The following is a 24,116-nucleotide window of genomic DNA, read 5'->3' on the forward strand; positions in this document are numbered from 1 at the left end:
CAACCGGGCAGCCACCCGGCTTCCTCCCAGCACCACCGTGGGGTGACACGCCCCACCGATGCGAGACCGGTTCGCTCGGCAAACTGGCCTGGGGCCGACGCGTCCTTGCCTTGTCGGCCGCAGGGCCGGAAGAGCCGAACTCGCGAAAGGTCGAAGATCGAAAGACGAGGGCCGCATGTAGTGCGGTGCCCGTCTCAGTAGCCACCTCGCGCTGCAACGCACCTCACTCGCGCGTGCGCGACCGCTTCCACCGAGATGTGCGGGCGCTGCCTGCGTGGGGGACGTGAGCCGCCTGAGGATCGGATTCCTGCTTCGGCTCCCAAACGGCTCCCAAGAGAGCCCCAGGAACGAGTCAGGGGCCTGATCCACTAAGTGGATCAGGCCCCTGACCTGGTGTTACAGCTGTCGGGGTGGCGGGATTTGAACCCACGACCTCTTCGTCCCGAACGAAGCGCGCTGCCAAGCTGCGCTACACCCCGAAGCAACGAGCTCTACTTTAGCGGACCGGTCGCTTGAGACGAAATCCGGTTACCTGCCTCCCGCGGCCGGGCCGACCTGGGATGGAGCCGGGCCGGGTGCGATATTCAGCCGCTCCGCCACTCGGCCGCACTCAGCTGCCCAGGCCACCCCGTCTCACTCGGCCAGCGCAGGCGCCACCCCGCCACTCCGCTCCACTCAGGCCATCTGCCCCTCAGCCATCACAGACACCCGCCACCTTGGCCACGCCCCCAGCCTCGGCCGAGCCTGCTCGGTGCTCGGTGCTCGGCGGTCTGCGGTCTGTGCTCGGTGCTCGGTGCTCGGTGCTCGCTCAGGGTCAGTCTTCGCGCGGGGTCAGGGTCAGGAGGGTGGCCTCTGGGGGGCAGGCGAAGCGGACGGGGGTGTAGCGGTTGGTGCCGCAGCCTGCGGAGACGTGGAGGTAGGAGCGGTGGCCGCCAGCGCGATGGGTGGACAGGCCCTTGACCCGTTCCGTATCGAGGTCGCAGTTGGTGATCAGTGCGCCGTAGAAGGGGATGCAGAGCTGGCCGCCGTGGGTGTGGCCCGCCAGGATCAGCGGATAGCCGTCGGCGGCGAAGGCGTCCAGGGTGCGGAGGTACGGGGCGTGGACGATCGCCAAGGAGAGGTCGGCGTCACTGTCGGGGCCGCCCGACACCTCCGCGTACCGGTCGCGCTTGATGTGCGGGTCGTCCAGGCCGGTCAGCGCGATCTCGATGCCGTCCAGCTTCAACCGTCCCCGGGTGTTGGACAGGCCGACCCAGCCTGCCGCGTCGAACGCGTCCCGCAGTTCCTCCCACGGGTTGTGTACGGCGCCGACCACGGGCGGGTTGCCATTGAGGCCGTACCGGCCCTTGGCCCTCTCCATCAGGTAACGGCCCGGGTTGCGCAGCATGGGGCCGTAGTAGTCGTTCGAGCCGAAGACGTACGCACCGGGAAACTCAAGGAGCGGGCCGAGGGCATCCAGCACCTCGGGGACGGCTTCCGAGTCGGAGAGGTTGTCGCCCGTGTTGACCACGAAATCGGGCCGTAGGCCTGCGAGCGTCTGTAGCCAGCGCTGTTTCTTTCGCTGTCCGCTCACCATGTGAATGTCGGATACCTGAAGCACCCGAAGTGGCTCCATACCCGGCGGCAACACCGGAACGCTGACGCGTCGCAGCCGGAACGAGCGGGCTTCGAACCCCGCCGCATAGGCAAGGCCGGCCGCGCCGACTGCCGTGATTCCAGCGGTGATTCCCAGGGGTACTTTGTATCGCGAGCGCATGGGTCCCATCGTCGCAGAACGCACGGCACCCCTGAAATCACGGGGCGTTTCGTCGTGCCTACTGGCAGACTCGACGGCATGACCACGCTCAAGACCAGGCTTAAGAGTGACCTCACCGCGGCCATCAAGGCCCGCGATGAACTGCGCTCTTCCACACTGCGGCTCACCATCACGGCCATCAGCAAGGAGGAGGTCGCGGGCGACAGCGCCCGGGAGCTGTCCGACGCCGAGGTGGAGAAGATCATCGCGCGCGAGGCGAAGAAGCGTCGCGAGGCGGCGGAGGCGTTTGCCGATGGTGGGCGTGCGGAGTCGGCGGAGCGGGAGCGCGCCGAGGGCGAGGTGCTCGCCGAGTATCTGCCCAAGCAGCTCACCGATGAGGAGCTGAACGCCCTGGTGGCCGATGCGGTCGCGGAGGCCAAGGCCGGTGGGGCTGATGGGCCGCGCGCGATGGGCGCCGTCATGAAGATCGTGAACCCGAAGGTCGCCGGCCGGGCGGAGGGCGGTCGAGTGGCTGCCGCGGTCAAGCGGTCCCTGGCCGGCTGAGCCTGCCGGAGCGGTGGCCTCGTTGGCTCCGCTCCGGCCATCACCGAGTGGGAGCGTCCCACACCGACCCACACCAAGCTTTTACGCCCGGGCGGCAGCCGCCCCCCACCGCAGGCCGTTCCGGCTCACCCCGAGCTCGCTCGGCGTATCGTGCGGTCTAGCGCCAATCCGGCCAGCCGCCGTTGCTGCGGTCACCGTCGTTGCCTCGGCCGCCGTTACCGCCGCCGTCGCCGCCCCCGAGGATGTCCGGGATGTCGATGTCGGGCCACGGGTTGTCACCGCTATTACTGCTATTACCGTTGTCGCCACCGGAGCGGCCCGGCTTGTTGCGTTTGTCGGGCTTGTTGTCGTCCCTGTCGTCGCCCTTATTGTCGGGCTTTTTCTCCTTGTCGGGGTTGGCGATGTGCACCGTTTTGAAGCCGGGCGCCGGCTTGCCCTCCAGGGCGCCGCTCATGGCGTCCTTCCAGATCGGCCCCGGGATGTCGGCTCCGAATACCTTCTCGTGGTGGACGCCACCGATGGTGATGTTCTTCATCTCGACGTCCCTCTCGCCCGGGCCGCCGACCCAGACGGCGCCCGCGAGATTCGGGGTGTAGCCGACGAACCAGGCGGCCTTGCGGTTGTCCGTCGTACCCGTCTTGCCCGCGCTGGCCCGGCTGCTCAGGCCCGCTTTCCTACCGGTGCCATCCTCGACGACGCCGCGCAGCAGGGTGTTGATGGTGTCGGCGGTCTTCTTCGACATGGCCTGCGAGCACGTGGACTGCGGCACCTTCAGCTTCTTACCGCCAGGGCCGGTGATCGAGTCGATGAAGACCGGGGAGCAGTAGACGCCGCGGTTGGCGAAGGTCGCGTAGGCGTTGGCCATGATCAGTGGGGACATGTTGGCACTGCCGAGCGTGATGGAAGGGCTTTGGGGAAGCTTGTCACCGGACGCGGGATGTACACCCATCTTGTTGGCCAGTTCAGTGACCGGGCAGATCCCGATGTCACTGATCAACTGGACGAAGTAGGTGTTGACCGACTTGGCGGTCGCCTCCTGCATCCGGTACGGACCGACCTCATCGCGGTTCTCGTTCTGGACGGTCTCGGGGTCGTGGTCGTCGTTGCGCCAACTGCCCGAGCAGGTGGAGACGGGGCTCGGGTAGTCCATCTGATACGGCGATGAGTAGCGCTGGGTGGGCTTCTTGCCCTTCTCCAGCGCGGCGGCGGCGGTGATCGGCTTGAATGTCGATCCGGTCTGGAAGCCGTACGCCGAGCCGCCCATCTTCTTGTCGGCGGACAGGTTGATCTGTGTCTCGTTCTCGCCGAAGCCGTACGGCCGGGACTGGCCCATGCCGAGGACCTTGCCGCTGCCCGGTTCGATCAAAGTGACGGCCGTGGCCACCGTGTCCGACTGGTAGACGTGCGCCTTGATCGACTTTTGCACCGAGTCCTGCGCCCGCGGGTCGAGCGTCGTACGGATCGTCAGGCCGCCCTGGTTCCAACGCTTCGCCCGTGCCTTGGAGGTCTTGCCGAATACCGGATCGGAGAGGAAGACCTGTCGTACGTAGTCACAGAAGAAGCCGGCGCCATCGACTGCGGTGATGCAGCCGTTCTTGGGCCTGCTGATCTTCAGGCCTAGCGGTTTCTTCTGCGCGGCGGCGGCCTGCGCTGAGGTGACGTCCTTCACCTCGGCCATCCGCCCCAGCACGGTGTTGCGCCGCTCGGTCGCCTCCTGCGGGTCGTTGACCGGGTCGTACCGGCTCGGCGACTGAACGATCCCCGCGAGGAGCGCCGACTGTTCCAGGTTGAGGTCCTTGGCGCTCTTGCTGAAGTAGCGCTGGGCAGCGGCCTCCACGCCGTACGCCTGCTGCCCGAAAAAGGTGATGTTCAGGTAGTTCTGAAGGATGCGCTTCTTGCCGAGTTCCTTCTCGACCTGGATCGCGTACTTCAGTTCCTTGATCTTTCGGCCGATGCTCTGTTCGGTGGCAGCGGCGAACTTGCCGGAGTCGTTCCCGGCCTCCTCGATGAAGACGTTCTTCACGTACTGCTGGGTGAGCGTCGAGGCCCCCTCGGAGACCCCGCCTGACTGCGCGTTCTTGTTCACCGCGCGCAGTACGCCCTTGAGGTCGATCGCCCCGTGCTCGTAGAAGCGTGCGTCCTCGATCGCGACGATCGCTTTCTGCATGTACGGGGAGATGTCCGCCAGACCCACCACGGTCCGGTCGCGGGAGTAGACCTTCGCGATCTCGTTGCCCTTGACGTCCAAGATCGTGGTCCGCTCGCTCAACGGCGGCGCCTTCATGTTGGCTGGAATCTCGTCGAAGCCTTCGACGGAACCCTTGGCCGCGAGGCCGAGCACGCCCGCGGCGGGCAGCGCAAGGCCGGCCAGTACGGCTCCGGAGAGCACGCTGACCCCGAGGAACTTCGCGGCCTGCTGGGTCGTGGTGAGACCTCCGCCGGAGCGCTTCTTTCCCATGGAGGCAGCCTACGTTCTCATTTGCCGGACAGGCGCCCGCCTGTTCGCCTACGCTGTTTCACGCCAGCCCCAGTCGCACGCTGCCGCAACACCTCCGCCGTCACTCCAGTGAGTGATGAGACCTGCCGATATTGCCGGCATATGACATGAGATATCCCCATATGTCATGGGGGACTTGTGCCGTATTGTCGGAAAAGATGTCAATGTCGTCAGGTCACTCCGTTGGGTGATCTGCCGCGTACGCATAGTCCGTTCGGGCCATTCAAGATTGGGCCCGCAGGGGGTGTTGCGCCCTGCCTGCCTTCCGTAACGTCCTCAACTGGCGACGGTGAATATGCCGTTTGTCGCCGTGGGGGAGCCTCAATTCGGGAGAGGACGGCGCCAGCATGGGCTGGGTAACCGACTGGAGTGCGCAGGCAGCCTGCCGCACTACCGATCCGGATGAACTTTTTGTACAAGGCGCAGCACAGAACAGAGCCAAGGCGGTCTGCACCGGCTGCCCGGTACGCACCGAGTGCCTCGCGGACGCTTTAGACAACCGCGTCGAATTCGGTGTGTGGGGCGGCATGACTGAACGCGAACGGAGGGCGCTGCTGCGTCGCCGTCCGACGGTCACCTCGTGGCGCAGATTGCTGGAGACGGCTCGCACGGAGTACGAGCGCGGCGCGGGCATCCTGCCCGTGGGGCTCGACGAGGACGAGTTCGACACCTACGACCACGATCACGACTACGCCGCAGTCGGCTAGCGGACGGCTCCAACTGGGCCGATCGTTTCGACTGTCGCGCACATGCGTCCGCCATCGGGCGCCATGAGGCGGCCTCTTGCTGCCAAGGTCCCGAGACGGCCTTGCCGTGCGATGCCTCGCGCAGCGCGGTTCCCACCTGTGGGACCGTCTCAGGTGCCATACGTGGCCCTTCGCGCTGCCTGACGCCCTTCCAACTGCCGCTCGTTGGTGGTTGCTGGCTGCCGCTTCGCCATGTCGCCTTCCCCGACGCCGCGTTGGCTGCCTGACGCCTCCCGTAGCCCCGTCTGGCGCCCTATAGGCCCGCTCGGCGCCCCGTGGGCCCGTGCTGACGTTCCCGTAGCACCTACTCACTTCTCGCGGTCTCAACGGTCACCCCATGGTGGTACGGACGCGCTGTCGTGCGTTCGTCTGACGCCTCCCGGCCTGTGTACGGCCGGTCTTGTGCTGTTTGTGTTCTGCTCTGTTTTCGCCCCGCTCCCGCCCCGTTCCTGGCCTGCGTCATGTCTGTGCCATGTCTGCGTCCGCGGGACGTGTGCCGTGCGCCGGTGGCCTGGTTCGTACGTACGGAAGCACGAACGTCTGGGACCGGCGAGCAGAGGTGCGGACGCGGATACGGATACGGACGAGACGCTGCCGAGGCACGGGCACGGGCATGTACGCGGAACGTAACCGATGCCGGGGCCGCTGGTCCTGGGAACGCGTGTGCCACTACCGCGATGGCAGGTTCTGGCCACCGTGTCTGCGGTACGTGTGCGATGCCTCCGTGCGCGAGACCTTCGGTGCGGGTACGGGGCCTGCGGCGTGCCGCCGCAGGAGCAGGCGGGGCGCGCGCTACTTCTGCTGCTGGGCGAGGCGGTCGCCCACGGCCCGCAGGCCCGCCAGGTCGTGTACGTCGCCCGGCAGCGCCGCCACCTCGGCAACCGGGACCCTCGGGTGCAGGGCGGTGAAACGATCCCGTGTGCGCTGTTCGCGGGTGAGTAGGGACATCCGCTCGGCGTGCAGCCGTAGCAGCCCCGCGGCCAATTGCTCGGCGTCGATGATGCCGAAGCCGTCGCTCGGGGCTGAGTTGGCCACGGCGGTCTCGTGCGCGACGTCTGCCGGCTGCGCCGGGGTCTCCGGGGGAGTGGTGACCTCGGTGGCGGTGGCATCGACCGGGCCCGTTGCCGATTCCGCGGCGGGCGGGGTGCTGGAGGTGGTGCGTGCTGTGGTGGTGGCGTGCGGCTCCTCGTTGCGGGCCTGCGCGCCGGTGGGGTCGGCGTGCCCTGCCGTGTCGGGCGGGAGCTGGGTTGTGGGCTGGGGTGAGCTTCCTTCCACCTGCCCGGTGGAAAGATCCACAATGCCGCCGCCAGGCAGATTTTCTGTTGAGTCGGCCAGCGCCGCCGCTGCCGCGTGCCCGCCGCCGGCCCCTTCGAGAACATCTGCGGCCGGCGCGTCGGCGAGCGTGTCTTCGCCGGCGGCAGTCGCCAACAGACTCTCGGCTGCCGCAAGCGCCCGCTCCGCCGAAAGCTGCGCGGCACCGCTGCCGTGCACCCGGTTCAGCACCAGCCCCGCTAGCGGCATGCGCTCGGCGGCCAACCGTTCGACGAAGTACGCCGCCTCGCGCAGCGCGTCCCGCTCTGGAGCGGCCACCACGATGAAGGCGGTGCCGGGGGCCTGGAGAAGCTGATATGTCGCGTCGGCGCGGGTCCTGAAACCACCGAACATGGTGTCCATGGCCGCCGCGAACGTCTGTACGTCGCGCAGCAATTGACCACCGAGCAACTTGCTCACGGTTCCGGTCATCATCGACATGCCGACATTCAGAAACTTCATCCCGGCCCGGCCGCCAACCTTCGCCGGGGCCATCAAAAGCTTGATGAACTTCCCGTCCAGGAAGGAGCCGAGCCGCTTGGGCGCGTCGAGGAAGTCGAGCGCGGAACGGCTCGGCGGGGTGTCCACGATGATCAGGTCCCACTCGTCGCGGGCGCGGAGCTGGCCGAGTTTCTCCATGGCCATGTACTCCTGCGTGCCGGCAAAGCCGGCCGACAGGGACTGATAGAAGGGGTTCCGCAAGATTGCGGCGGCTCGTTCGGCGTCCGCGTGCGTCTCGACGAACTCATCGAAGGTCCGCTTCATGTCCAGCATCATGGCGTGCAGTTCGCCGCCGGCAGCGTCGTCGATGCCCTTGACCTGGCGCGGGATGTTGTCGAGCGAGTCGATGCCCATCGACTGCGCCAGCCGGCGGGCCGGGTCGATGGTGAGGACGACGACCTTGCGCCCCCGCTCCGCGGCCCGTACTCCGAGCGCCGCGGCCGTCGTCGTCTTGCCGACCCCGCCGGAGCCGCAGCACACCACGATCCGGGTCTGCGGGTCGTCAAGCACCGCATCGGCCTCCAGCCGTGGCGCCGCGTCCATCGTCATGCCGCCTCCTGCCCGTACGTGTGCACGGCGTGCGGGGTCGTTTCGCCGGTGGGTGTGTCGTGCTTGATCGCGTCGGTCCTGACCGCGTTGTGTGTACCCGCGTTGTGTGTACTCGTGCCGTGCGTACCCGTGTCGTGCGTGCTCGCGCCGTGCGTACCTGTGTCGCACGCGCCCGGGGCGGGTGGGCGCGCCGTACGCCGGTCGTTCACGCAGCCCACTGCTTCCGCAGGTCTGCCGCGAGCCGGTAGAGCCCGGCTAGATCGACGCCTTCGGTGAGGAGTTCCAACTCGTGGGTCGGAAGGTCGAGTCGGGACAGCTCGGCGCGCTGGGTGCGTTCCAAAGTGACCCGCTCCGCATGCTCATGGGCCTGCTGGACAAGCGGCTCGACCAGCCGTTCCGCGCGCCCGCCGGCGCGCGGCGAGCCCAAGCCCGCCTGGGAGAGGGCCCGTGCGATGCCGGCCCGCTCGTAGGTGGCGGCGGCATCCACGGCCGAGGCGTCGAGGATCGCGGGCCGCACCATGTTGATCACCACGTCACCGACCGGGAGCCCTTCGGCGCGTAGCTCCGCGATGCCGTCCACGGTCTCTTGGACCGGCATCTCTTCAAGGAGCGTCACCAAGTGCACGGCTGTCTCCGAAGACTTGAGGACCCGCATCACGGCCTGCGCCTGGTTGTGTATGGGGCCCACCCGGGCCAGCCCGGCGACCTCGTCGTTGACGTTGAGGAAACGGGTGATCCGACCGGTCGGCGGGGCATCCATGACGATCGAGTCGTACGCGAACCGGCCGTCCTTGCCCTTGCGCCGCACCGCCTCGCACGCCTTGCCGGTCAGCAGCACGTCCCGCAGTCCCGGGGCGATCGTGGTGGCGAAGTCGATGGCGCCAAGCTTCTTCAACGCACGCCCAGCGCTGCCCAGTTTGTAGAACATCTGCAAGTAGTCGAGGAGCGCCAGCTCGGGGTCGATGGCGAGCGCGTGCACCTCGCCGCCGCCCGCTGCGACGGCGATCTTGCGTTCCTCGTATGGCAGCGCCTCCGTCTCGAAGAGTTGGGCGATGCCCTGTCGGCCCTCGACCTCGACCAACAGGGTGCGCCTGCCCTCGGTGGCGAGAGCCAACGCGAGTGCCGCGGCGACCGTGGTCTTGCCGGTGCCGCCCTTGCCACTAACGACATGGAGCCTGCTCACATCTGTGAGCCTAACCAGTCCCCTTCCGGGCTACGCACGAGGCTCCCGGGGAGAGGCATTACAGTCGGCACCATGACCAAGTGGGAATACGCGACCGTGCCGCTGCTCGTCCATGCGACCAAGCAGATTCTGGACACCTGGGGCGAGGACGGCTGGGAGCTCGTTCAGGTGGTTCCGGGCCCGAACACCGACAATCTCGTGGCCTACCTCAAGCGGGAGAAAACCGCGTGAGCGCCGTCGAGCAGCGGATCGCCGACCTCGGGCTGACGCTGCCCGAGGTTGCGGCACCGCTGGCGGCGTACGTTCCGGCGGTGCGTACGGGGCCGTACGTCTATACCGCGGGCCAGCTTCCGATGGTCGCGGGCAAGCTGGCGCTGACCGGCAAGGTCGGGGCCGAAGTCACGGCCGACGAGGCCAAGCAGCAGGCCCGCATCTGCGCGCTCAACGCCCTGGCGGCCGTCAAGTCCCAGATCGGCGACCTCGACCGGGTGGTCCGGGTGGTCAAGGTAGTCGGCTTCGTCGCCTCGGCAGCCGACTTCACCGGCCAGCCGGGTGTCATCAACGGCGCGAGCGAGCTGCTGCGCGAGGTCCTCGGCGAGGCGGGCGTGCACGCGCGCAGCGCGGTCGGCGTCGCGGTGCTGCCGCTGGATGCGCCGGTGGAGGTCGAGATTCAGGTTGAGGTCGCGGGCGCCTAGCCGCGCCTATCCGCCTCAAGGCCGCGGGCGCAGCAGCCACTACGGCTGATGCGCCCGCAGCCGTACCCACCGGCGCGCGTTCGCAGCCGCCTGGCGCCCGCTTGCACGCCGTAGTCGTACGGGCTGCTGCGCCCGCGTACGCGCCGTAGCCGTACGGGCTGCTGCACCCGCGTACGCGCCGTAGTCGTACACGCTGCCGCGCCCGCTCGCACGCGGGAGCGCTCGCACTCCTGGCAGCGCCTGGCAGCGCCCCAGGCGGCGATAAGCACCGGGAAGCACCGAGAGCACTGAGGCGCGCCGAGAAGCGCCGGGGACCGCCAAGAACCGGGCACAGTGCTCAGCGGCGGTGCCGGGCCGGGCGCGGGCCAGGCTTCATCTCCTCGTCATGACTCCCCCTCGAACATCCGCGTACCAGCGCATAGCATCCGGCCATGTCCACTACGAATGGTGCGGGGCCCGGAACACCGAAGGCCACGCGAGCGGCCACGCCGAAAAGCGCGCCGGACGCGGCGACGCAGGCCGCTCCGGAGCCCGCCCCGGGGACGAGGGCCGCACCGGCCGCACCGGCCGCACAAATCGCACCGGCCACGCAAGCCCCGCCGGCCACCCAAGCCGCACAGTGGTTTCCGCCGGAGTGGCCCGAGCGCATCCGGGCCCTGGCCAATGGGGAGCTGGAGCCTCCCGTCGCGCGCCGGGCGGCCACCGTGCTGCTGTTGCGCGACGCTGCCGCCGGACCCGTCGTCTACATGCTGCGCCGCCGCGCCTCCATGGCCTTCGCCGGGGGCGCGTACGCGTATCCCGGTGGGTCCGTGGACGCGCGCGATGAGGAGCGTGACACCGGTTGGGCCGGCCCCTCCCGTGCGCAGTGGGCGGTGCGGCTCGGGACCGACGAGACCACGGCGCAGGCCATCGTCTGCGCTGCGGTGCGCGAGACGTTCGAGGAGGCCGGGGTGTTGTTGGCCGGTCCGGACGCGGAGACGGTCGTCGCCGACACCACCGGTGACGACTGGGAGGCGGACCGCGCCGCGCTGGTGGCCCGCGAGCTGTCGTTCGCCGACTTCCTCGCCCGCCGTTCGCTGGTCCTGCGCTCCGACCTGCTGGGCGGCTGGGCGCGTTGGATCACCCCGGAGTTCGAGCCACGCCGCTACGACACCTGGTTCTTCGCTGCCGCGCTCCCCGAGGGCCAGCGCACCAGGAACGCCTCGACGGAGGCGGACCGTACGGTATGGATCAGGCCACAGGAGGCCGCCGCCGGGTACGATCAAGGCGAACTGCTGATGATGCCGCCGACGATCTCGACGCTGCGTCAGCTCGTGCCGTACGCGACGGCCGCCGACGCGCTAGCCGCCTCCGCGGGCCGCGATCTGACGCCCGTCCTCGCCCGTGCCACGCTCCGCGACGGCGAGATCGAGCTGAGCTGGCCCGGGCACGAGGAGTTCACCCGGCACTTCGCTTCCGCCGGCCCTGCGACCCCCGGGGCCTCGACAGCCTCTGTAGTTTCAGGGACCTATCCGGCCCCTGAAACCTCCGCAGCACCCACAATTGCCGCGACCCCCGTCGCGGACGGCGCGTGCCTCGCTCCGGCCGCCACGTCCGTACAGCCCGCGCCACCCGCGCAATCCGCGCCCGCACCTTCCCATCCCGCTGCCACGGACGGAGCCAGCGCATGACGAATGCAGCCGCACTTCCCGGCCAGCCACGCGGCGGCGCGATCGGGGGCCCGGCGACCGCCCGGGCCCGCTGCGTACTCGCACCCAACCCATCGGCCATGACGCTCGACGGCACCAACACCTGGATCGTGGCCGAGCCGGGTGCGCAACTCGCCGTCGTCATCGACCCGGGCCCGCTCGACGAGGGGCATCTGGCCCATGTCATCGACACGGCCGAACAAGCTGGCCACCGAATCGGCCTCACGCTGCTCACCCACGGCCATCCCGACCACGCGGAGGGTGCGGCCCGGTTCGCCGAGCTCACCGGTACCCGCGTACGGGCGCTCGATCCGGCGCTGCGGCTCGGAGACGAGGGCCTTGCCGCCGGCGATGTGGTCACCACTGGCGGCCTTGAGCTGCGCGTGGTGCCCACTCCCGGCCACACCGCGGACTCGTTCTCTTTCCATCTCCCGGCCGATGGGGCGGTGCTCACCGGGGACACGGTGCTCGGGCGTGGCACGACGATGGTGGCGCACCCCGATGGGCGGCTCGGCGACTATCTCGACTCGCTGCGACGGCTGCGCTCGCTGACGGTCGATGACGGGGTACATACGGTGCTGCCAGGGCATGGCCCGGTGTTGGCCGACGCGCGCGGCGCGATCGAGTTCTACCTGGCGCACCGGGCCAACCGTCTCGCCCAGGTCGAGACGGCCGTCGAAAACGGCTATCGCACCCCGTCCGATGTCGTCGCGCACGTCTATGCGGACGTGGACCGCTCGCTGTGGCCGGCCGCCGAACTGTCCGTACGCGCCCAACTTGAGTACCTCGGCCAGCGCGACCTCATCTGAGCCTGGGCCGGTCGCCCGCTCCGCGCGCCGCGCGCGGGGCGTACGGTGCGCCCTGCGCACGCGGGGCGCACGCCACGGCCCCGGCGGAGTGGCTGGGCCGACCCGCCGGGGCCGTGGTGTACATCAGCGGTGGAGCCTGGGGCCTTGAGCCCGTCAGCGGCTCCGCTTGGCCAGCCGCTCCACGTCGAGCAGGATCACCGCACGCGCCTCAAGGCGCAGCCAGCCGCGACCGGCGAAGTCGGCGAGGGCCTTGTTGACGGTCTCGCGAGAGGCGCCGACCAGTTGAGCCAGCTCCTCCTGAGTGAGGTCGTGCACGACGTGGATGCCCTCCTCCGACTGCACGCCGAAGCGGCGCGAGAGATCGAGAAGGGCCCGGGCCACGCGGCCTGGCACGTCGGAGAAGACCAGGTCAGACATTTGGTCATTGGTCTTGCGCAGGCGGCGGGCCACTGCCCGCAGCAACGCCGTGGCCACCTCGGGCCGGGCATTGAGCCAGGGCTGAAGGTCACCGTGACCCAGGCCGAGCAGCTTCACCTCAGTGAGGGCGGTTGCCGTGGCGGTGCGCGGTCCGGGGTCGAACAGCGACAGTTCGCCGATCAACTCGCCGGGGCCGAGCACGGCCAGCATGTTTTCGCGGCCATCAGGGGAGGTGCGATGCAGCTTCACCTTGCCCTCTGTGACCACGTACAGGCGGTCGCCCGGGTCCCCTTCGTGGAAGAGCGCGTCACCCCGCGCGAGGGTGACCTCCCCCATGGAGGCGCGCAGCTCAGCGGCCTGCTCGTCATCGAGCGCCGCGAAGAGCGGGGCGCGCCGCAGAACGTCGTCCACGAGATCTCTCCTTGTCGACATGCACAGGGGACCGTGGTCTCCATGATGCCGGACGGTAAAACAGTGCGATCAATCACAAGTTTGACGCACCGGCTTCAAGGACCCTACGGCAGGGGTCCGATCGAGCAGTGGTTTTCCAGCGCTCGGGGCGGATGTCGGTGGCGGGCCTTACGCTGGCCGAGTGTCCAATACGCCGGTGAGAGCACAGGGCAAGGGGCCCGGAGGGGCCTTCGATGGAGGCAGGGTGAGGACGTCCGCATCAGGTGATTCCGCTGTGAGCGAACAGGAGTCGAGTCAGGTCGCGAAAGCCGTTAAAGCTGTGAAACCGGGCAAGCCAGAGTCGCGGCTTGCGCTGGTGCGTCGGGCCCGGCGCATTAACCGTGAACTGTCCGAGGTGTATCCGTATGCGCACCCGGAGCTGGACTTCGAGAACTCGTTCCAGCTTCTGGTGGCCACGGTGCTGTCCGCCCAGACCACTGACCTGCGGGTCAACCAGACGACTCCGGCCCTCTTTCGTGCCTATCCGACGCCGGAGGACATGGCCGCCGCCGACCCGGAGGCGTTGGAGCAGCTCATCCGCCCGACCGGCTTCTTCCGGGCCAAGGCAAGATCGCTCCTTGGCCTGTCCGCCGCGCTGCGCGATCGCTTCGACGGTCAGGTGCCGGGCCGGTTGGAAGACCTGGTGACTTTGCCGGGAGTCGGCCGTAAGACGGCAAATGTTGTTTTGGGGAATGCTTTCGGCGTACCGGGAGTCACGGTGGACACCCACTTCGGGCGGCTGGTGCGGCGCTGGAAGTGGACCACACAGGAGGACCCGGTAAAGGTCGAGGCGGAGGTCTGCGCCCTCTTCCCGAAGAGCGACTGGACGATGCTTTCGCACCGCATCATCTTCCACGGCCGCCGCATTTGCCATGCGCGCAAGCCCGCGTGCGGCGCCTGCCCGATAGCTCCGCTCTGCCCGTCGTACGGGGAAGGCGAGACCGACCCGGAGAAGGCGCGCAAGCTGCTGAAGTACGAGATGGGCGGCCAGCCGGGGCAGCGCCTGCGGCCCCCCGCCGACTATCCCGGCAAGCCCGCTCCGCCACTGGAGGCCGAGTGATCGGCGGTGACGAGGACGGGGGCGTCGGCGCCTACGGCAGCGCCGACTCGCATCGTGAAGGCCGCTTCGATGGCGGGGGCCCAGACGCTGCGCCCGGAGCGGGCCCGATCCCCGGGCCTAGCCTCGCGCACGGCCCGGGTGCCGGTGGCTCAGGACACGGCCCGGGCGCCGGAGGCTCAGGACAGGGTTCGGGCGCTGTTGGCTTAGGGCATGGTTCGGGCCCGGGGCGGAGCCTGAGCCGTGGGCCGGGGGAACGCCAAGGCAGCTCCGGCTCCGTGGCTGGCGGCTCCCGCGACGGCCGGGCGGTCGCCGTCAGCGAACACGGGCTGCCTGACTGGTTGCTGCCCGTCGCACGGGCGGCGCGGACCATAGAGCCGCATCAGCTCAGCCGTTTTCTGCCCCCGGGCAACGGCACGGGCCGTCAGTCCGCCGTGCTCGTCCTCTTCGGCGAGGGGCAGGTGAGCCGCTATGGCGCGGTCGCACACTCGTCGAACGAACACACCCGCGAGCACACCCGCGAGCACACCCGCGAGCACGCCCGCGAGCACGCCCGCGAGCACGCCTCCCGAGCTGACCAGGGAGACCACGAACAACCCCCGGCGCGCGCCCGCGAACAGGGCCTGGCGCGCGATCAGGAGCGCACTCCGGCGCGCGGCGACTCCTATGGCGGCGGCCCCGAATTGTTGCTCATGGAGCGCGCCGGCACGCTGCGTTCGCACGCGGGACAGCCCTCCTTCCCCGGCGGGGCACTCGATCCGGAGGACGGCGATCCGATGGGGGACGGGCCCCTGCGTGCTGCGCTGCGCGAGGCGCAGGAGGAGACTGGCCTCGACCCGGCCGGGGTGCAGCTTTTTGGCGTGCTGCCGCGGCTGTACATTCCGGTCAGCGAGTTCGTCGTGACGCCGGTTCTCGGCTGGTGGCGACGGCCGAGCCCGGTATCGCCCGTCGATCTGGCCGAGACTGCCCGGGTGTTCACGGTGCCGGTGGCCGAGCTGACGGACCCGGCCAACCGCGCCGTCGCCGTGCACCCCAGCGGTCACCGTGGGCCTGCGTTTCTCGTCGGCGGCGCTCTGGTCTGGGGGTTCACTGCTGGGGTGATCGACCGCATCCTGCACTTCGCTGGCTGGGAACTGCCGTGGGACCGCGAACGACAGATCCCGCTCGACTGGCGTGCATGAGACGGTGACTCAGTGAACGTGCTGGACATCCTGCTGCTTGTCGCCGCCGCCTGGTTCGCCGTCATCGGCTACCGCCAGGGTTTCGTCGTCGGCGTGCTGTCCGTGACCGGGTTCCTCGGCGGCGGCCTGGTGGCCGTGTATCTGCTCCCGGTGATCTGGGACCAGACCACCGACAACGCCGCTCCTGGCTCGTTCGGCGCGGTCTCGGCGGTCGTGATCGTCATCGTGTGCGCCAGCATCGGGCAGGCGTGTACGACCCAGCTGGGCAACAGGCTGCGCCGGCACATCACCTGGTCACCGGCGCGTGCCATCGATGCCACCGGCGGCGCCCTGGTCAACGTCCTCGCCATGCTGCTGGTCGCCTGGTTGATCGGCTCCGCCATCGCCGGTACCTCGCTGCCCACCGTGGGCAAGGAGGTCCGTAACTCCAAGGTGCTGCTCGGCGTGGCCCGAGTGGTGCCCGAGGAGGCCAACACCTGGTTCGCGGACTTCAGCTCGGTGCTCGCGGAGAACCGTTTTCCACAGGTGTTCTCGCCGTTCGCGAACGAACCGATCACTGTGGTCCCTGCCCCCGACCCCGAGCTCGTCAACAGCCCCGCCGTGGACCGCGCGAGGAAGAGCATCGTCAAGGTCGTGGGCACCGCCTCCGGTTGCGGCAAGGTTTTGGAAGGCACCGGTTTCGTCTACGCGCCGCACCGCGTGATGACCAATGCCCACGTCGTTGGAGGCGTCGATGAACCGACCGTCCAGATCGGCGGCGAGGGCAAGCTGTACGACGCGGAGGTCGTGCTCTACGACTGGAAACGCGACATCGCCGTCCTGGAAGTCCCCGCGCTGCGCGCCCCCGCCCTGAAGTTCGCCGAAGGTGACGCGGGCAGTGGCGACGACGCGATCGTCGCTGGCTTCCCGGAGAACGGCGCCTTCGATGTGCGTTCCGCCCGAGTGCGCGCCCGTATCGAGGCCAACGGCCCGGACATCTACCACCGCGGCACCGTCCGCCGCGACGTCTACTCCCTCTACACAACCGTGCGTCAGGGAAACTCCGGCGGGCCCCTGCTGACCCCTGAAGGCCTCGTCTACGGCGTGGTCTTTGCCCGCTCCCTCGATGACGCGAACACTGGTTACGCGCTGACGGCGGATGAGGTGCGCGAGGACATCCGTAAGGGCCGTACGGCCGCCGACCAGGCTGACAGCCAGGGCTGCGCCATGTAGCGCGCGGATGCGGACGAGGGCGTGCGTCACCATCATCCCGACCCCGAGTCGGCCGCACACCGAGTCCGCGTTCGCCGTGGTGTCTCCATGGCGGCCTTCCGCGCGCGGGCGTGGAAGGCCGCCGCCTGGTAGCCAGCGCCCACCAGCGGCGTACGCCATGGCCACACGGCACGCCGCCGTGCCCGTACGCCCCTCGCTGTGTGGTACGCCCCCGCCGTGTCGGGCTCTGCGGAGCCCGCGCGCCACGACGGAGCCAGCGGTGAGTGCCCCGCGCGCGGCCGGTGAACACATGCCCATCACCGAGCGCGTCCGATGCGGCGCTGAGGCAGTGTGCCTCCACCGCGGGGGTGGGCCGCTGCGCGGGGAGTTGCCCCGTCGCAGCGGTACGCGGTTCCTGACGCGGCCGTGCGCGGTACCCGCCGCGCGTACACGATCAGGAGGTAAGGGGTCCGGCGGAAGCGAGGCCACCGCGAGGGAGCGCGCGGCCCGCCCGCCGGAGGAAGCTACCGGCTGCGCGGATGGCGCAACCGCGCCGATACCCAGCGGGCACGGCGGCGGATAATGCGTGGAATACCAAGATGAGGGTCGTGGCCCGGCGGATGCCCGAGGCCGCCCCGCTCGGAGACGGTTAGCGCGGCGTCGCGGCCACGGTCGTTCGCTGCGTCACGGTAGTCGTGCGTCCAGCCCATACCGGGAACTCTGCCCGTGGCCCAAGGTCGGTAATCACCTGCGGGGCCGTCAATTGGCCTATGCGGGAGGCAAGTGGAAGTCTGCCTGCACAGCGCCCCACCGACCCCTGCGCCCGAGCCATGACACCGGCCCGCGAGCCCGTACCGGCAACGCTACCGGGTACTGCCAGGTACCGGTCCTCAACGGCTGACTTGGGTCGCGCACCGGCCTGATTCGATCCCCTTGCGGACCCTCGCCCCCGTCTCGGCGGACTGCGCGACCTCGCCGGCCTGGGGCGATCGGACGGCCGAAACGGTCAGCGGGCTCCGGGCTCACGGGCGCGTCAGCAGGTTCTGTCAGCAGGCGGCGTCAACAGGCGCTGTCAACGGGCGCCGTCAACAGGCGTCGTCAGCGGTCCGGTTCGGGGTCCTGTAGCCAATTGACCAACTCCGTGGAGAACGCCATCGGGTCCTCCTCCGGTGGGAAGTGCCCCAACCCGTCGAAGAGCCGCCAACGGTACGGCGCCTCGACGTACTCGCCGGAGCCCGCCGCGCTGCGTACCCGCGTCACCGGATCGAGCGAGCCATGCAGATGCAGCGTCGGCACCCGGACCGGGCGCTTCATCCGGCGGTAGAACTGCACGCCGTCCGGACGGGCGAGGGAGCGCACCAGCCACCGGTAGGGCTCGATGGAACAGTGCGCGGTCGAGGGGATGCTCATCGCCTGCTGGTAGGTCTCGATGGCCTCATCGTCCGGTGGACGCGGCCCCGACCAGTCCCTGACCAGGCGTCCGACCAGTGCGGCATCGTCCGCGACGAGCTGCCGTTCGGGCAGCCAGGGCCGTTGGAAGCTCCAGATGTGGCTGCTGGCCCGACTTTGTTTGACGTCGGTGAGCATGGCGGAACGCCAACGGCGCGGATGCGGCATGGAGGACACGGCCAACCGCCGCACTAGCTTGGGCCGCATCACCGCGGCCGTCCACGCCAGGTAGCCACCGAGGTCGTGACCGACGAGCGCGGCATCCGGTTCGCCCAGCGAGCGGATGACGCCGGTAACGTCGAGCGCGAGGTTGGCAGGGTCGTAGCCACGGGGCGTACGGTCGCTGCCGCCGACGCCGCGCAGGTCCATCGCGACCGCGCGAAAACCGGCCTCCGCTAGCCGTGGCAACTGGTGCCGCCAGGCCCACCAGAACTGCGGAAAGCCGTGTAGCAACAGAACCAGCGGTCCATCCCCCATCTCAGCGATGTGGAACCTTGCGCCGTTCGCCGAAACATCCCGATGTGTCCACGGACCATCGGGTCGTACGACGGACGCGAGCCGAGCAGGGGGTTCGGGGACCGTCATGCAGACGAGCGTGTCACAACATGGGCGCCGGAGGGGATGGCCTCGCCCTGTGTACGCGGGTGCGGTTTGACGTTACCCAGCACGGCGGCGGTCTCCTTGGCTGAGGCAATGGACTTCTGCGGCGGCTTGACCTTCTTGAACTTCATCAGCGCCAGCAGGCCGAGCAGCACAGCCAGGAACCAATAGATGCCACCCACGATCAGAAAGCACCAGGCCAGACCGAGATCGGTCCAGGAGCGGAGCCCGTACGCAAGCGCGAAGCTGAGCACCGGCAACGAGAAGAGCAACAGGATTCCAGCCACGATCCCGGCGGTGCTGCCCATCGCGACGCGCTTGACGTCCTGCCGTAGCTCCGCCTTGGCCAGTGCGATCTCGTCATGCACCAACGCGGACAGTTCACTGGTGGCCGTGGACACCAGTTGCCCGAGGCTGCGGTTTTCGCCGTCGTCGGCTGCACTCATCGCCTGTGTCTCCCTCGTCTTCTATCTGCTGGCCCGCAGGGGGCCGCGTACGGACGTCCTGCGGAGCTTCTACCTGGCTGTCGTGGAACCGAAGCCTCTCAGATCATGCCGGACCGTCGCTCTCGGAGGTGGTCTGCGATGCGGTGACCTCCGCCAGTCTGCGGTGTTCAGCGGCCTTCTTCTCGTAGATCGCCGCCATCCGGAGGTGATATTCGGGCTTGTCCAACTCGTAGATGTCCGGAATGCCGTCCTGATCGTCGTCTCGCTCCTCCTCCTCGTACAACTTCTTGTACTTGTTGTTCCGCAGCTTGAGCAGCACGCCCGCACAGACCGCGGCCAACACAGAACCGATCAGCACCGCGGCCTTCACCTCGTCGGCCAGCAGCGGGTCGTCGGGGAAGGCAAGCTCGCCGATGAGGAGCGAGACGGTGAAGCCGATGCCGGCGAGCGAGGCGACGGCCAACACGTCCGCCCACGCCAGTTCGTCGTTCAACTCGGCCTTAGTGAACCGTGCGGCCAGCCAGGAGCCGCCGAAGACCCCTATGGTCTTGCCGACCAGGAGCCCGAGCACCACGCCCAGCGTCTCCGGCTTGGTGAACACGTCCGCGACCGCGCCGCCCGAGATGGACACGCCCGCCGCGAACAGCGCGAACAGCGGCACCGCAAGCCCGGCCGACAGCGGTCGCACCAGGTGCTCGATGTGCTCGGCGGGGGAGTGTTGCTCGCCTTCCCGTACCGTGCAGCGCAACATCAGGCCCATCGCCACCCCGGCAACGGTGGCATGCACGCCGCTGGCGTGCATCAAACCCCAAATCACCATGGCCAGCGGCACGTAGATGTACCAGCCGTGCACGCCCTTGCGGTGTAGCACCCAAAAGAGGGCGAGCCCGACGAAGGACAGCGCCAGCGCGACCAGATTGATGTTGGTCGTGAAGAAGACGGCGATGATCAAGATGGCGAACAGGTCATCGACGACCGCGAGGGTCAGCAGGAACGCGCGCAGCGCGGCGGGCAGTGAGCTGCCGATGACGGCGAGTACGGCCAGGGCGAACGCGATGTCCGTCGCCGTCGGCACCGCCCATCCGCCCAAGCTGCCACCGCCGCTGAACGAGACCGCGGTGTAGACGAGCGCGGGGACCACCATGCCGCACACGGCGGCGATCACCGGCAAGGCGGCGGCCTTGGGGTCGCGCAGCTCGCCCGCCACGAGTTCGCGCTTAAGTTCGATGCCAGCGACGAAGAAGAAGATGGTGAGCAGGCCGTCCTGGGCCCAGGCGCCGACGCTGAGATGCAGATGGAGCGAGCTCGGCCCGAAGGAGAAGCTTTTGACGTCGTTGTAAACGTCGCTGAGTGGAGTGTTGACGAACAGCAAGGCTGCGATGGCGGCGACGAGCAGCAGTACGCCACCGACCGTCTCCGTACGCAGCGCCTCCGCTACGTAGTTCCGCTCCGGAAGAGACAGTCGTCCAAGAAACTTACGGTTGCTAGGCGCGGCCACGATGGGCTGACCTCCAAGGGCAGGACTGACGGCGGATACACCTGTGGTGTATGCCGACCAGACTTCCCGGCGCGCCCTGTGTTCTTGTCGCCTTATTTACGCGACGCCGCACAGCTTAACCGGAACAGCCGAGCCGTGTTCGCGCCCCACGGGGACCTCTTTATGGTGCAAACCCTGACCAGGCGGTTCTTGACCTGTGGCTTTCCTCTTCTGGGTGACCGTTCAACGGTGGTGCGGGGTGCGGGGTGCGGGGGTGCGGTCGTGCGGGATGCGGGATGCGGGATGCGGGATGCGGGATGCGGGGAGCGGGGAGCGGGGAGCAGTCGTGCGGGATGCGGTGGTGAGGAGCAAGCCGATGAGGGGCGAGGTGAGGGGCGGCGGCGCGTGGGCCGGGTGGGCGGGTCGGGGTGGATCGGGGCGGATCGGTGGGCCGAGAGGACCGGGTGGGCCGAGCGGTCAGCGGGCTGAGTGGGCCAGTGGCCTGTGCGGGCGCGGTGGCCCTTGCGGGCCTGGGTGCGGGTTGCGGGTGCGGGGCTCGGGGGTGGGTGCGGTGCGGTGTGGTGCGGCCCCGGCCCCGGCCCCGAATGTGGTGGGGGCTCCGGGTTCGAGCATGGGTGTGAGGTCCGGGGCGGGCTTCGGGGTGGCGAGGTGCGGGCTCGGGTGGGGCGCGGGCCCCGGGGCGGTGACGTGTGGGCTCCCGAGGGTGGTGCGGACTCGGGCGTGGCGCAGCCCCGGGTGGGGTGCGGTGCGGGCCATGTGCCTCGTGCCTCGTGGTGCGGCGGGGCTCCGTGCCCCGTGGGCGCGCCCCCGTGCCCCGGATACCACGTAGCCCCCGGCCCAGCGAGGGTTTTGCTCCAAATGGCATGTACCGAGGAGAGCCCGCTCGCGCCGCAGGAGTGTCGAGCGGCTGGGCGGCTGCGTGTGTCGGCGTGCTTGGCCCGGCTCATTGGGTGGCCCAACCCGGCTGGGCCACCCGAGGGCCGGACCGGCCGGGCACGGGCCGGGCCGACCCGGCCTGAACCGGCCTGGACCAGGTGCCAGGTAGGGCGGCGCCGATGGATCGCGGTGATGGGCAGCAGTGGCGGTCCGACGCGTCCCGGAGTTGCAGCTGAGCGTGCGGCAGTGGGGCGGCTTGACCCATCGGCGGGGCGCCCCCTGCGGCCCCCTCCGTCTGAGCGGTGCCCTGCCTGGACTCTGCTTGTGCCTCAGTCCGTCCGCTGGCCGGGGGTCTGCTTTTGCTGCTGCCCGTCTCCTAACCGGGGGTGGTCGGTTGCTGTGTGGTCTCCCGTTTTGCCGCCGACGTTTTGCCGCCGACGCGCCGGGCCAGGGCCCCGGCGTGGCTTCGCTGGTGCTCAGTGTGTTGTGCCCTGTGTGCCCGTGGTGTCTCAGTCCTCGCTGGCGGCGCCCGGGAGCTGGGACTGGATCAGGTCCATGACGGAGGAGTCAGTCAGTGTGGTCACATCGCCTAGCGCTCGGTTTTCGGCAACGTCCCGCAGCAGTCGCCGCATGATCTTCCCGGAGCGGGTCTTGGGCAGCTCGGCCACTGGCAGTACGCGCTTCGGCTTGGCGATCGGGCCGAGCGCCTTGGCCACGTGCGCTCGCAATTCATCGACCAGGCCCTCGTCTTCCGCCGTTGCTCCGCCACGCAGGATCACGAAGGCGCAGATGGCCTGAGTGGTCTGCGGATCGGTCGCGCCGACCACTGCCGCCTCAGCGACCTTGGGGTGGGAAACGAGCGCCGACTCCACCTCGGTGGTGGAGATGTTGTGGCCGGAGACGAGCATGACGTCATCCACCCGGCCAAGCAGCCAGATATCGCCGTCCTCATCCCTCTTCGCGCCGTCACCCGCGAAGTACTTATTCTCAAAGCGTGCCCAGTAGGTGTCCAGGTAGCGCTGGTCATCGCCCCAGATGGTGCGGAGCATCGACGGCCACGGCTCGGTCAGCACCAGGTAACCGCCGGACCCGTTTGGTACCTCGTTCGCGTCGTCATCCACCACGGTGGCCGCGATGCCAGGCAGCGGAACCTGCGCCGAACCCGGCTTGGTCTCGGTGACGCCTGGCAGCGGGCTGATCATCATTCCGCCGGTTTCGGTCTGCCACCAGGTGTCCACGATCGGTGCTCGGTCCCCACCGATGTGCTTGCGGTACCACATCCATGCCTCGGGGTTGATCGGCTCGCCGACGGACCCCAGGATGCGCAGCGACGACAGGTCGAACTTCGCCGGAATGTCGTCGCCCCACTTCATGCAGGCGCGGATTGCGGTGGGCGCGGTGTACAGGATCGTCACCCCGTACTTCTGCACGATCTCCCACCAACGCCCCTGGTGCGGTGAGTCGGGTGTGCCCTCGTACAGCACCTCCGTCCCGCCGTTGGAGAGCGGCCCGTAGACGATGTACGAGTGACCGGTCACCCAACCGACGTCCGCCGTGCACCAGAACACGTCCGACTCGGGCTTCAGATCGAACACCGCGCTGTGCGTGTACGAGATCTGGGTCAGATAGCCGCCGGTGGTGTGCAGGATGCCCTTTGGCTTACCCGTGGTGCCCGAGGTGTAGAGGATGAACAGCGGGTGCTCCGCTTCGAATGCCTCCGGGGTGTGCTGGTCAGACTGACGGCCCACCATCTCGTGCCACCACACATCGCGGCCCTCGGCCCAGGCCGTGTCCTGTCCGGTGCGCCGCACCACGAGAACGCTGCGCACGTTCTCCGTGCCCGGGCGAGTCAACGCCTCGTCCACAGCGGGCTTGAGCGCGGACGGCTTGCCACGTCGGTAGCCACCGTCTGCGGTGATGATGACCCGCGCGTCCGCATCGTTGATCCGGGTGGCTAGCGCATCCGCCGAGAAACCACCGAACACCAGCGAGTGTGGTGCCCCGATGCGGGCGCATGCCAGCATCGAGATGACCGCCTCGGGGATCATCGGCAAGTAGATCGCGACGCGGTCCCCGGCCTGGACGCCCAGCTCCGTCAGCGCATTGGCGGCCTGTGACACCTCGCGCTGCAACTCGGCGTACGTGATCGCCCGGGTGTCACCCGGCTCGCCTTCGAAGTGAATAGCGACGCGGTCCCCGAGCCCGTTCTCCACGTGCCGATCGACGCAGTTGTACGCGACGTTCAGCTTGCCGTCAGCGAACCACTTCGCGAACGGTGGGTTCGACCAATCCAGCGTCTCGGTCGGCTCCGTCTCCCAGCTCAGCCGACGGGCCTGCTCGGCCCAGAAGCCCAGCCGATCAGCCTTCGCCAGCTCATACGCTTCCGCGGTGACGTTGGCGTTCGCGGCCAAGTCGGTGGGCGGCGCGAAACGCCGCTCTTCCCGAAGCAGATTGGCCAGGCTTTCGTTGCTCACGACTTCTCCCATTCCCAGCGTGCCCGTTGTGTCCCAGGTCATAGCTCATCAGCCTGCGGCACGCCCTGACAAGGGCTGTTGATAAAAATTGGTGTAGACCTCTATCGGATGACGCTCCTCCGGCCGTGTGCTGGCTGCCCCCGAGGCTGGTGAGGTGGGTCCTCGGTCGCCCAATGCTGCCTGCATCTGGGCTCACAAT

19 protein-coding genes, 1 tRNA gene and 1 pseudogene are annotated in these 24,116 nt (G+C 68.8%); 9 read left to right on the top strand and 12 right to left on the bottom strand.

The genetic code is table 11. From position 1 onward, the window contains the following. Positions 1–405: 405 nt before the first annotated feature. A tRNA-Pro gene (locus tag FHS42_RS31370) sits at positions 406–479 on the bottom strand. Between the two features lie 335 nt (positions 480–814). After that, complete coding sequence (locus tag FHS42_RS31375) at positions 815–1,756, bottom strand: metallophosphoesterase (RefSeq protein ID WP_184578632.1); 942 nt, start codon at positions 1,754–1,756, stop codon at positions 815–817. Positions 1,757–1,834: 78 nt separating this feature from the next. On the opposite strand from FHS42_RS31375, the gene FHS42_RS31380 reads away from it, so the two are divergent. Further along, on the top strand, positions 1,835–2,299 hold the full coding sequence (locus FHS42_RS31380) for a GatB/YqeY domain-containing protein (RefSeq protein ID WP_184578635.1): 465 nt from the start codon (positions 1,835–1,837) through the stop codon (positions 2,297–2,299). 157 nt (positions 2,300–2,456) lie between these two features. On the opposite strand, the gene FHS42_RS31385 is transcribed toward FHS42_RS31380, so the two are convergent. Further along, the gene (locus FHS42_RS31385) at positions 2,457–4,757 is read right to left on the bottom strand and encodes a transglycosylase domain-containing protein (RefSeq protein WP_184578637.1); all 2,301 of its coding nucleotides are present in this window, start codon (positions 4,755–4,757) and stop codon (positions 2,457–2,459) included. 386 nt (positions 4,758–5,143) lie between these two features. On the opposite strand from FHS42_RS31385, the gene FHS42_RS31390 reads away from it, so the two are divergent. Then, positions 5,144–5,503 carry a WhiB family transcriptional regulator gene (locus tag FHS42_RS31390; RefSeq protein WP_184578640.1) on the top strand — a complete coding sequence of 120 codons (360 nt, stop codon included), beginning with the start codon at positions 5,144–5,146 and terminating at the stop codon, positions 5,501–5,503. Between the two features lie 831 nt (positions 5,504–6,334). On the opposite strand, the gene bagB is transcribed toward FHS42_RS31390, so the two are convergent. The 3 genes from bagB to bagA are packed head-to-tail and all read right to left on the bottom strand — an operon-like array spanning position 6,335 to position 9,086. Further along, the gene (gene bagB / locus FHS42_RS31395; RefSeq protein WP_184578813.1) at positions 6,335–7,897 is read right to left on the bottom strand and encodes an ATPase BagB; all 1,563 of its coding nucleotides are present in this window, start codon (positions 7,895–7,897) and stop codon (positions 6,335–6,337) included. 2 nt (positions 7,898–7,899) lie between these two features. Then, entirely contained in the window at positions 7,900–8,112 is a 213-nt protein-coding gene (locus tag FHS42_RS31400) for a hypothetical protein (RefSeq protein ID WP_184578642.1), read from the bottom strand. Beyond that, entirely contained in the window at positions 8,109–9,086 is a 978-nt protein-coding gene (gene bagA / locus FHS42_RS31405; RefSeq protein WP_184578645.1) for an ATPase BagA, read from the bottom strand. The genes FHS42_RS31400 and bagA overlap by 4 nt, the downstream gene beginning before the upstream one ends. A gap of 72 nt (positions 9,087–9,158) precedes the next feature. On the opposite strand from bagA, the gene sp36 reads away from it, so the two are divergent. The 4 genes and pseudogenes from sp36 (at position 9,159) to FHS42_RS31425 (ending at position 12,278) form a co-directional block, all read left to right on the top strand. Continuing rightward, positions 9,159–9,317, top strand: coding sequence for a Sp36 family protein (gene sp36 / locus FHS42_RS31410; RefSeq protein WP_184578648.1), 159 nt, complete (start codon positions 9,159–9,161; stop codon positions 9,315–9,317). Beyond that, entirely contained in the window at positions 9,314–9,781 is a 468-nt protein-coding gene (locus FHS42_RS31415) for a RidA family protein (RefSeq protein ID WP_184578651.1), read from the top strand. The genes sp36 and FHS42_RS31415 overlap by 4 nt, the downstream gene beginning before the upstream one ends. A 575-nt stretch (positions 9,782–10,356) precedes the next feature. Continuing rightward, positions 10,357–11,244, top strand: a pseudogene (locus FHS42_RS31420) (NUDIX hydrolase); the annotation flags it as partial. 203 nt (positions 11,245–11,447) lie between these two features. Further along, positions 11,448–12,278, top strand: coding sequence for an MBL fold metallo-hydrolase (locus FHS42_RS31425; protein WP_184578654.1), 831 nt, complete (start codon positions 11,448–11,450; stop codon positions 12,276–12,278). A gap of 153 nt (positions 12,279–12,431) precedes the next feature. Here the strand turns inward: FHS42_RS31425 and FHS42_RS31430 are convergent, their stop codons facing one another. Next, positions 12,432–13,106 carry a Crp/Fnr family transcriptional regulator gene (locus FHS42_RS31430; protein ID WP_003981529.1) on the bottom strand — a complete coding sequence of 225 codons (675 nt, stop codon included), beginning with the start codon at positions 13,104–13,106 and terminating at the stop codon, positions 12,432–12,434. 274 nt (positions 13,107–13,380) lie between these two features. On the opposite strand from FHS42_RS31430, the gene nth reads away from it, so the two are divergent. From nth to FHS42_RS31450, 3 genes are all read left to right on the top strand, one after another. Then, entirely contained in the window at positions 13,381–14,205 is an 825-nt protein-coding gene (gene nth / locus FHS42_RS31435) for an endonuclease III (protein ID WP_184578656.1), read from the top strand. A gap of 275 nt (positions 14,206–14,480) precedes the next feature. Beyond that, positions 14,481–15,383 (top strand): NUDIX hydrolase, encoded by a 903-nt coding sequence (locus FHS42_RS37760; RefSeq protein ID WP_312867116.1) that lies wholly within the window; start codon positions 14,481–14,483, stop codon positions 15,381–15,383. Between the two features lie 12 nt (positions 15,384–15,395). Next, positions 15,396–16,595 (top strand): MarP family serine protease, encoded by a 1,200-nt coding sequence (locus FHS42_RS31450; protein ID WP_184578659.1) that lies wholly within the window; start codon positions 15,396–15,398, stop codon positions 16,593–16,595. A gap of 503 nt (positions 16,596–17,098) precedes the next feature. On the opposite strand, the gene FHS42_RS37765 is transcribed toward FHS42_RS31450, so the two are convergent. The 5 genes from FHS42_RS37765 to acs form a co-directional block, all read right to left on the bottom strand. Further along, complete coding sequence (locus FHS42_RS37765) at positions 17,099–17,284, bottom strand: hypothetical protein (RefSeq protein ID WP_246495677.1); 186 nt, start codon at positions 17,282–17,284, stop codon at positions 17,099–17,101. Positions 17,285–17,672: 388 nt separating this feature from the next. Next, the gene (locus tag FHS42_RS31455; RefSeq protein WP_184578662.1) at positions 17,673–18,608 is read right to left on the bottom strand and encodes an alpha/beta fold hydrolase; all 936 of its coding nucleotides are present in this window, start codon (positions 18,606–18,608) and stop codon (positions 17,673–17,675) included. Next, on the bottom strand, positions 18,605–19,069 hold the full coding sequence (locus FHS42_RS31460) for a phage holin family protein (protein WP_184578665.1): 465 nt from the start codon (positions 19,067–19,069) through the stop codon (positions 18,605–18,607). Before FHS42_RS31460 ends, FHS42_RS31455 begins: the two co-directional genes overlap by 4 nt. A gap of 103 nt (positions 19,070–19,172) precedes the next feature. Continuing rightward, the gene (gene nhaA, locus FHS42_RS31465; protein ID WP_184578670.1) at positions 19,173–20,567 is read right to left on the bottom strand and encodes a Na+/H+ antiporter NhaA; all 1,395 of its coding nucleotides are present in this window, start codon (positions 20,565–20,567) and stop codon (positions 19,173–19,175) included. A 1,385-nt stretch (positions 20,568–21,952) separates the two neighbouring features. Next, positions 21,953–23,959: an acetate--CoA ligase gene (gene acs, locus FHS42_RS31470; protein WP_184578673.1), complete on the bottom strand. Its 2,007-nt coding sequence runs from the start codon at positions 23,957–23,959 to the stop codon at positions 21,953–21,955. Positions 23,960–24,116: the final 157 nt, after the last annotated feature.

The sequence above is a fragment of the Streptomyces zagrosensis genome, from assembly GCF_014203645.1.
GTDB lineage: Bacteria > Actinomycetota > Actinomycetes > Streptomycetales > Streptomycetaceae > Streptomyces > Streptomyces zagrosensis.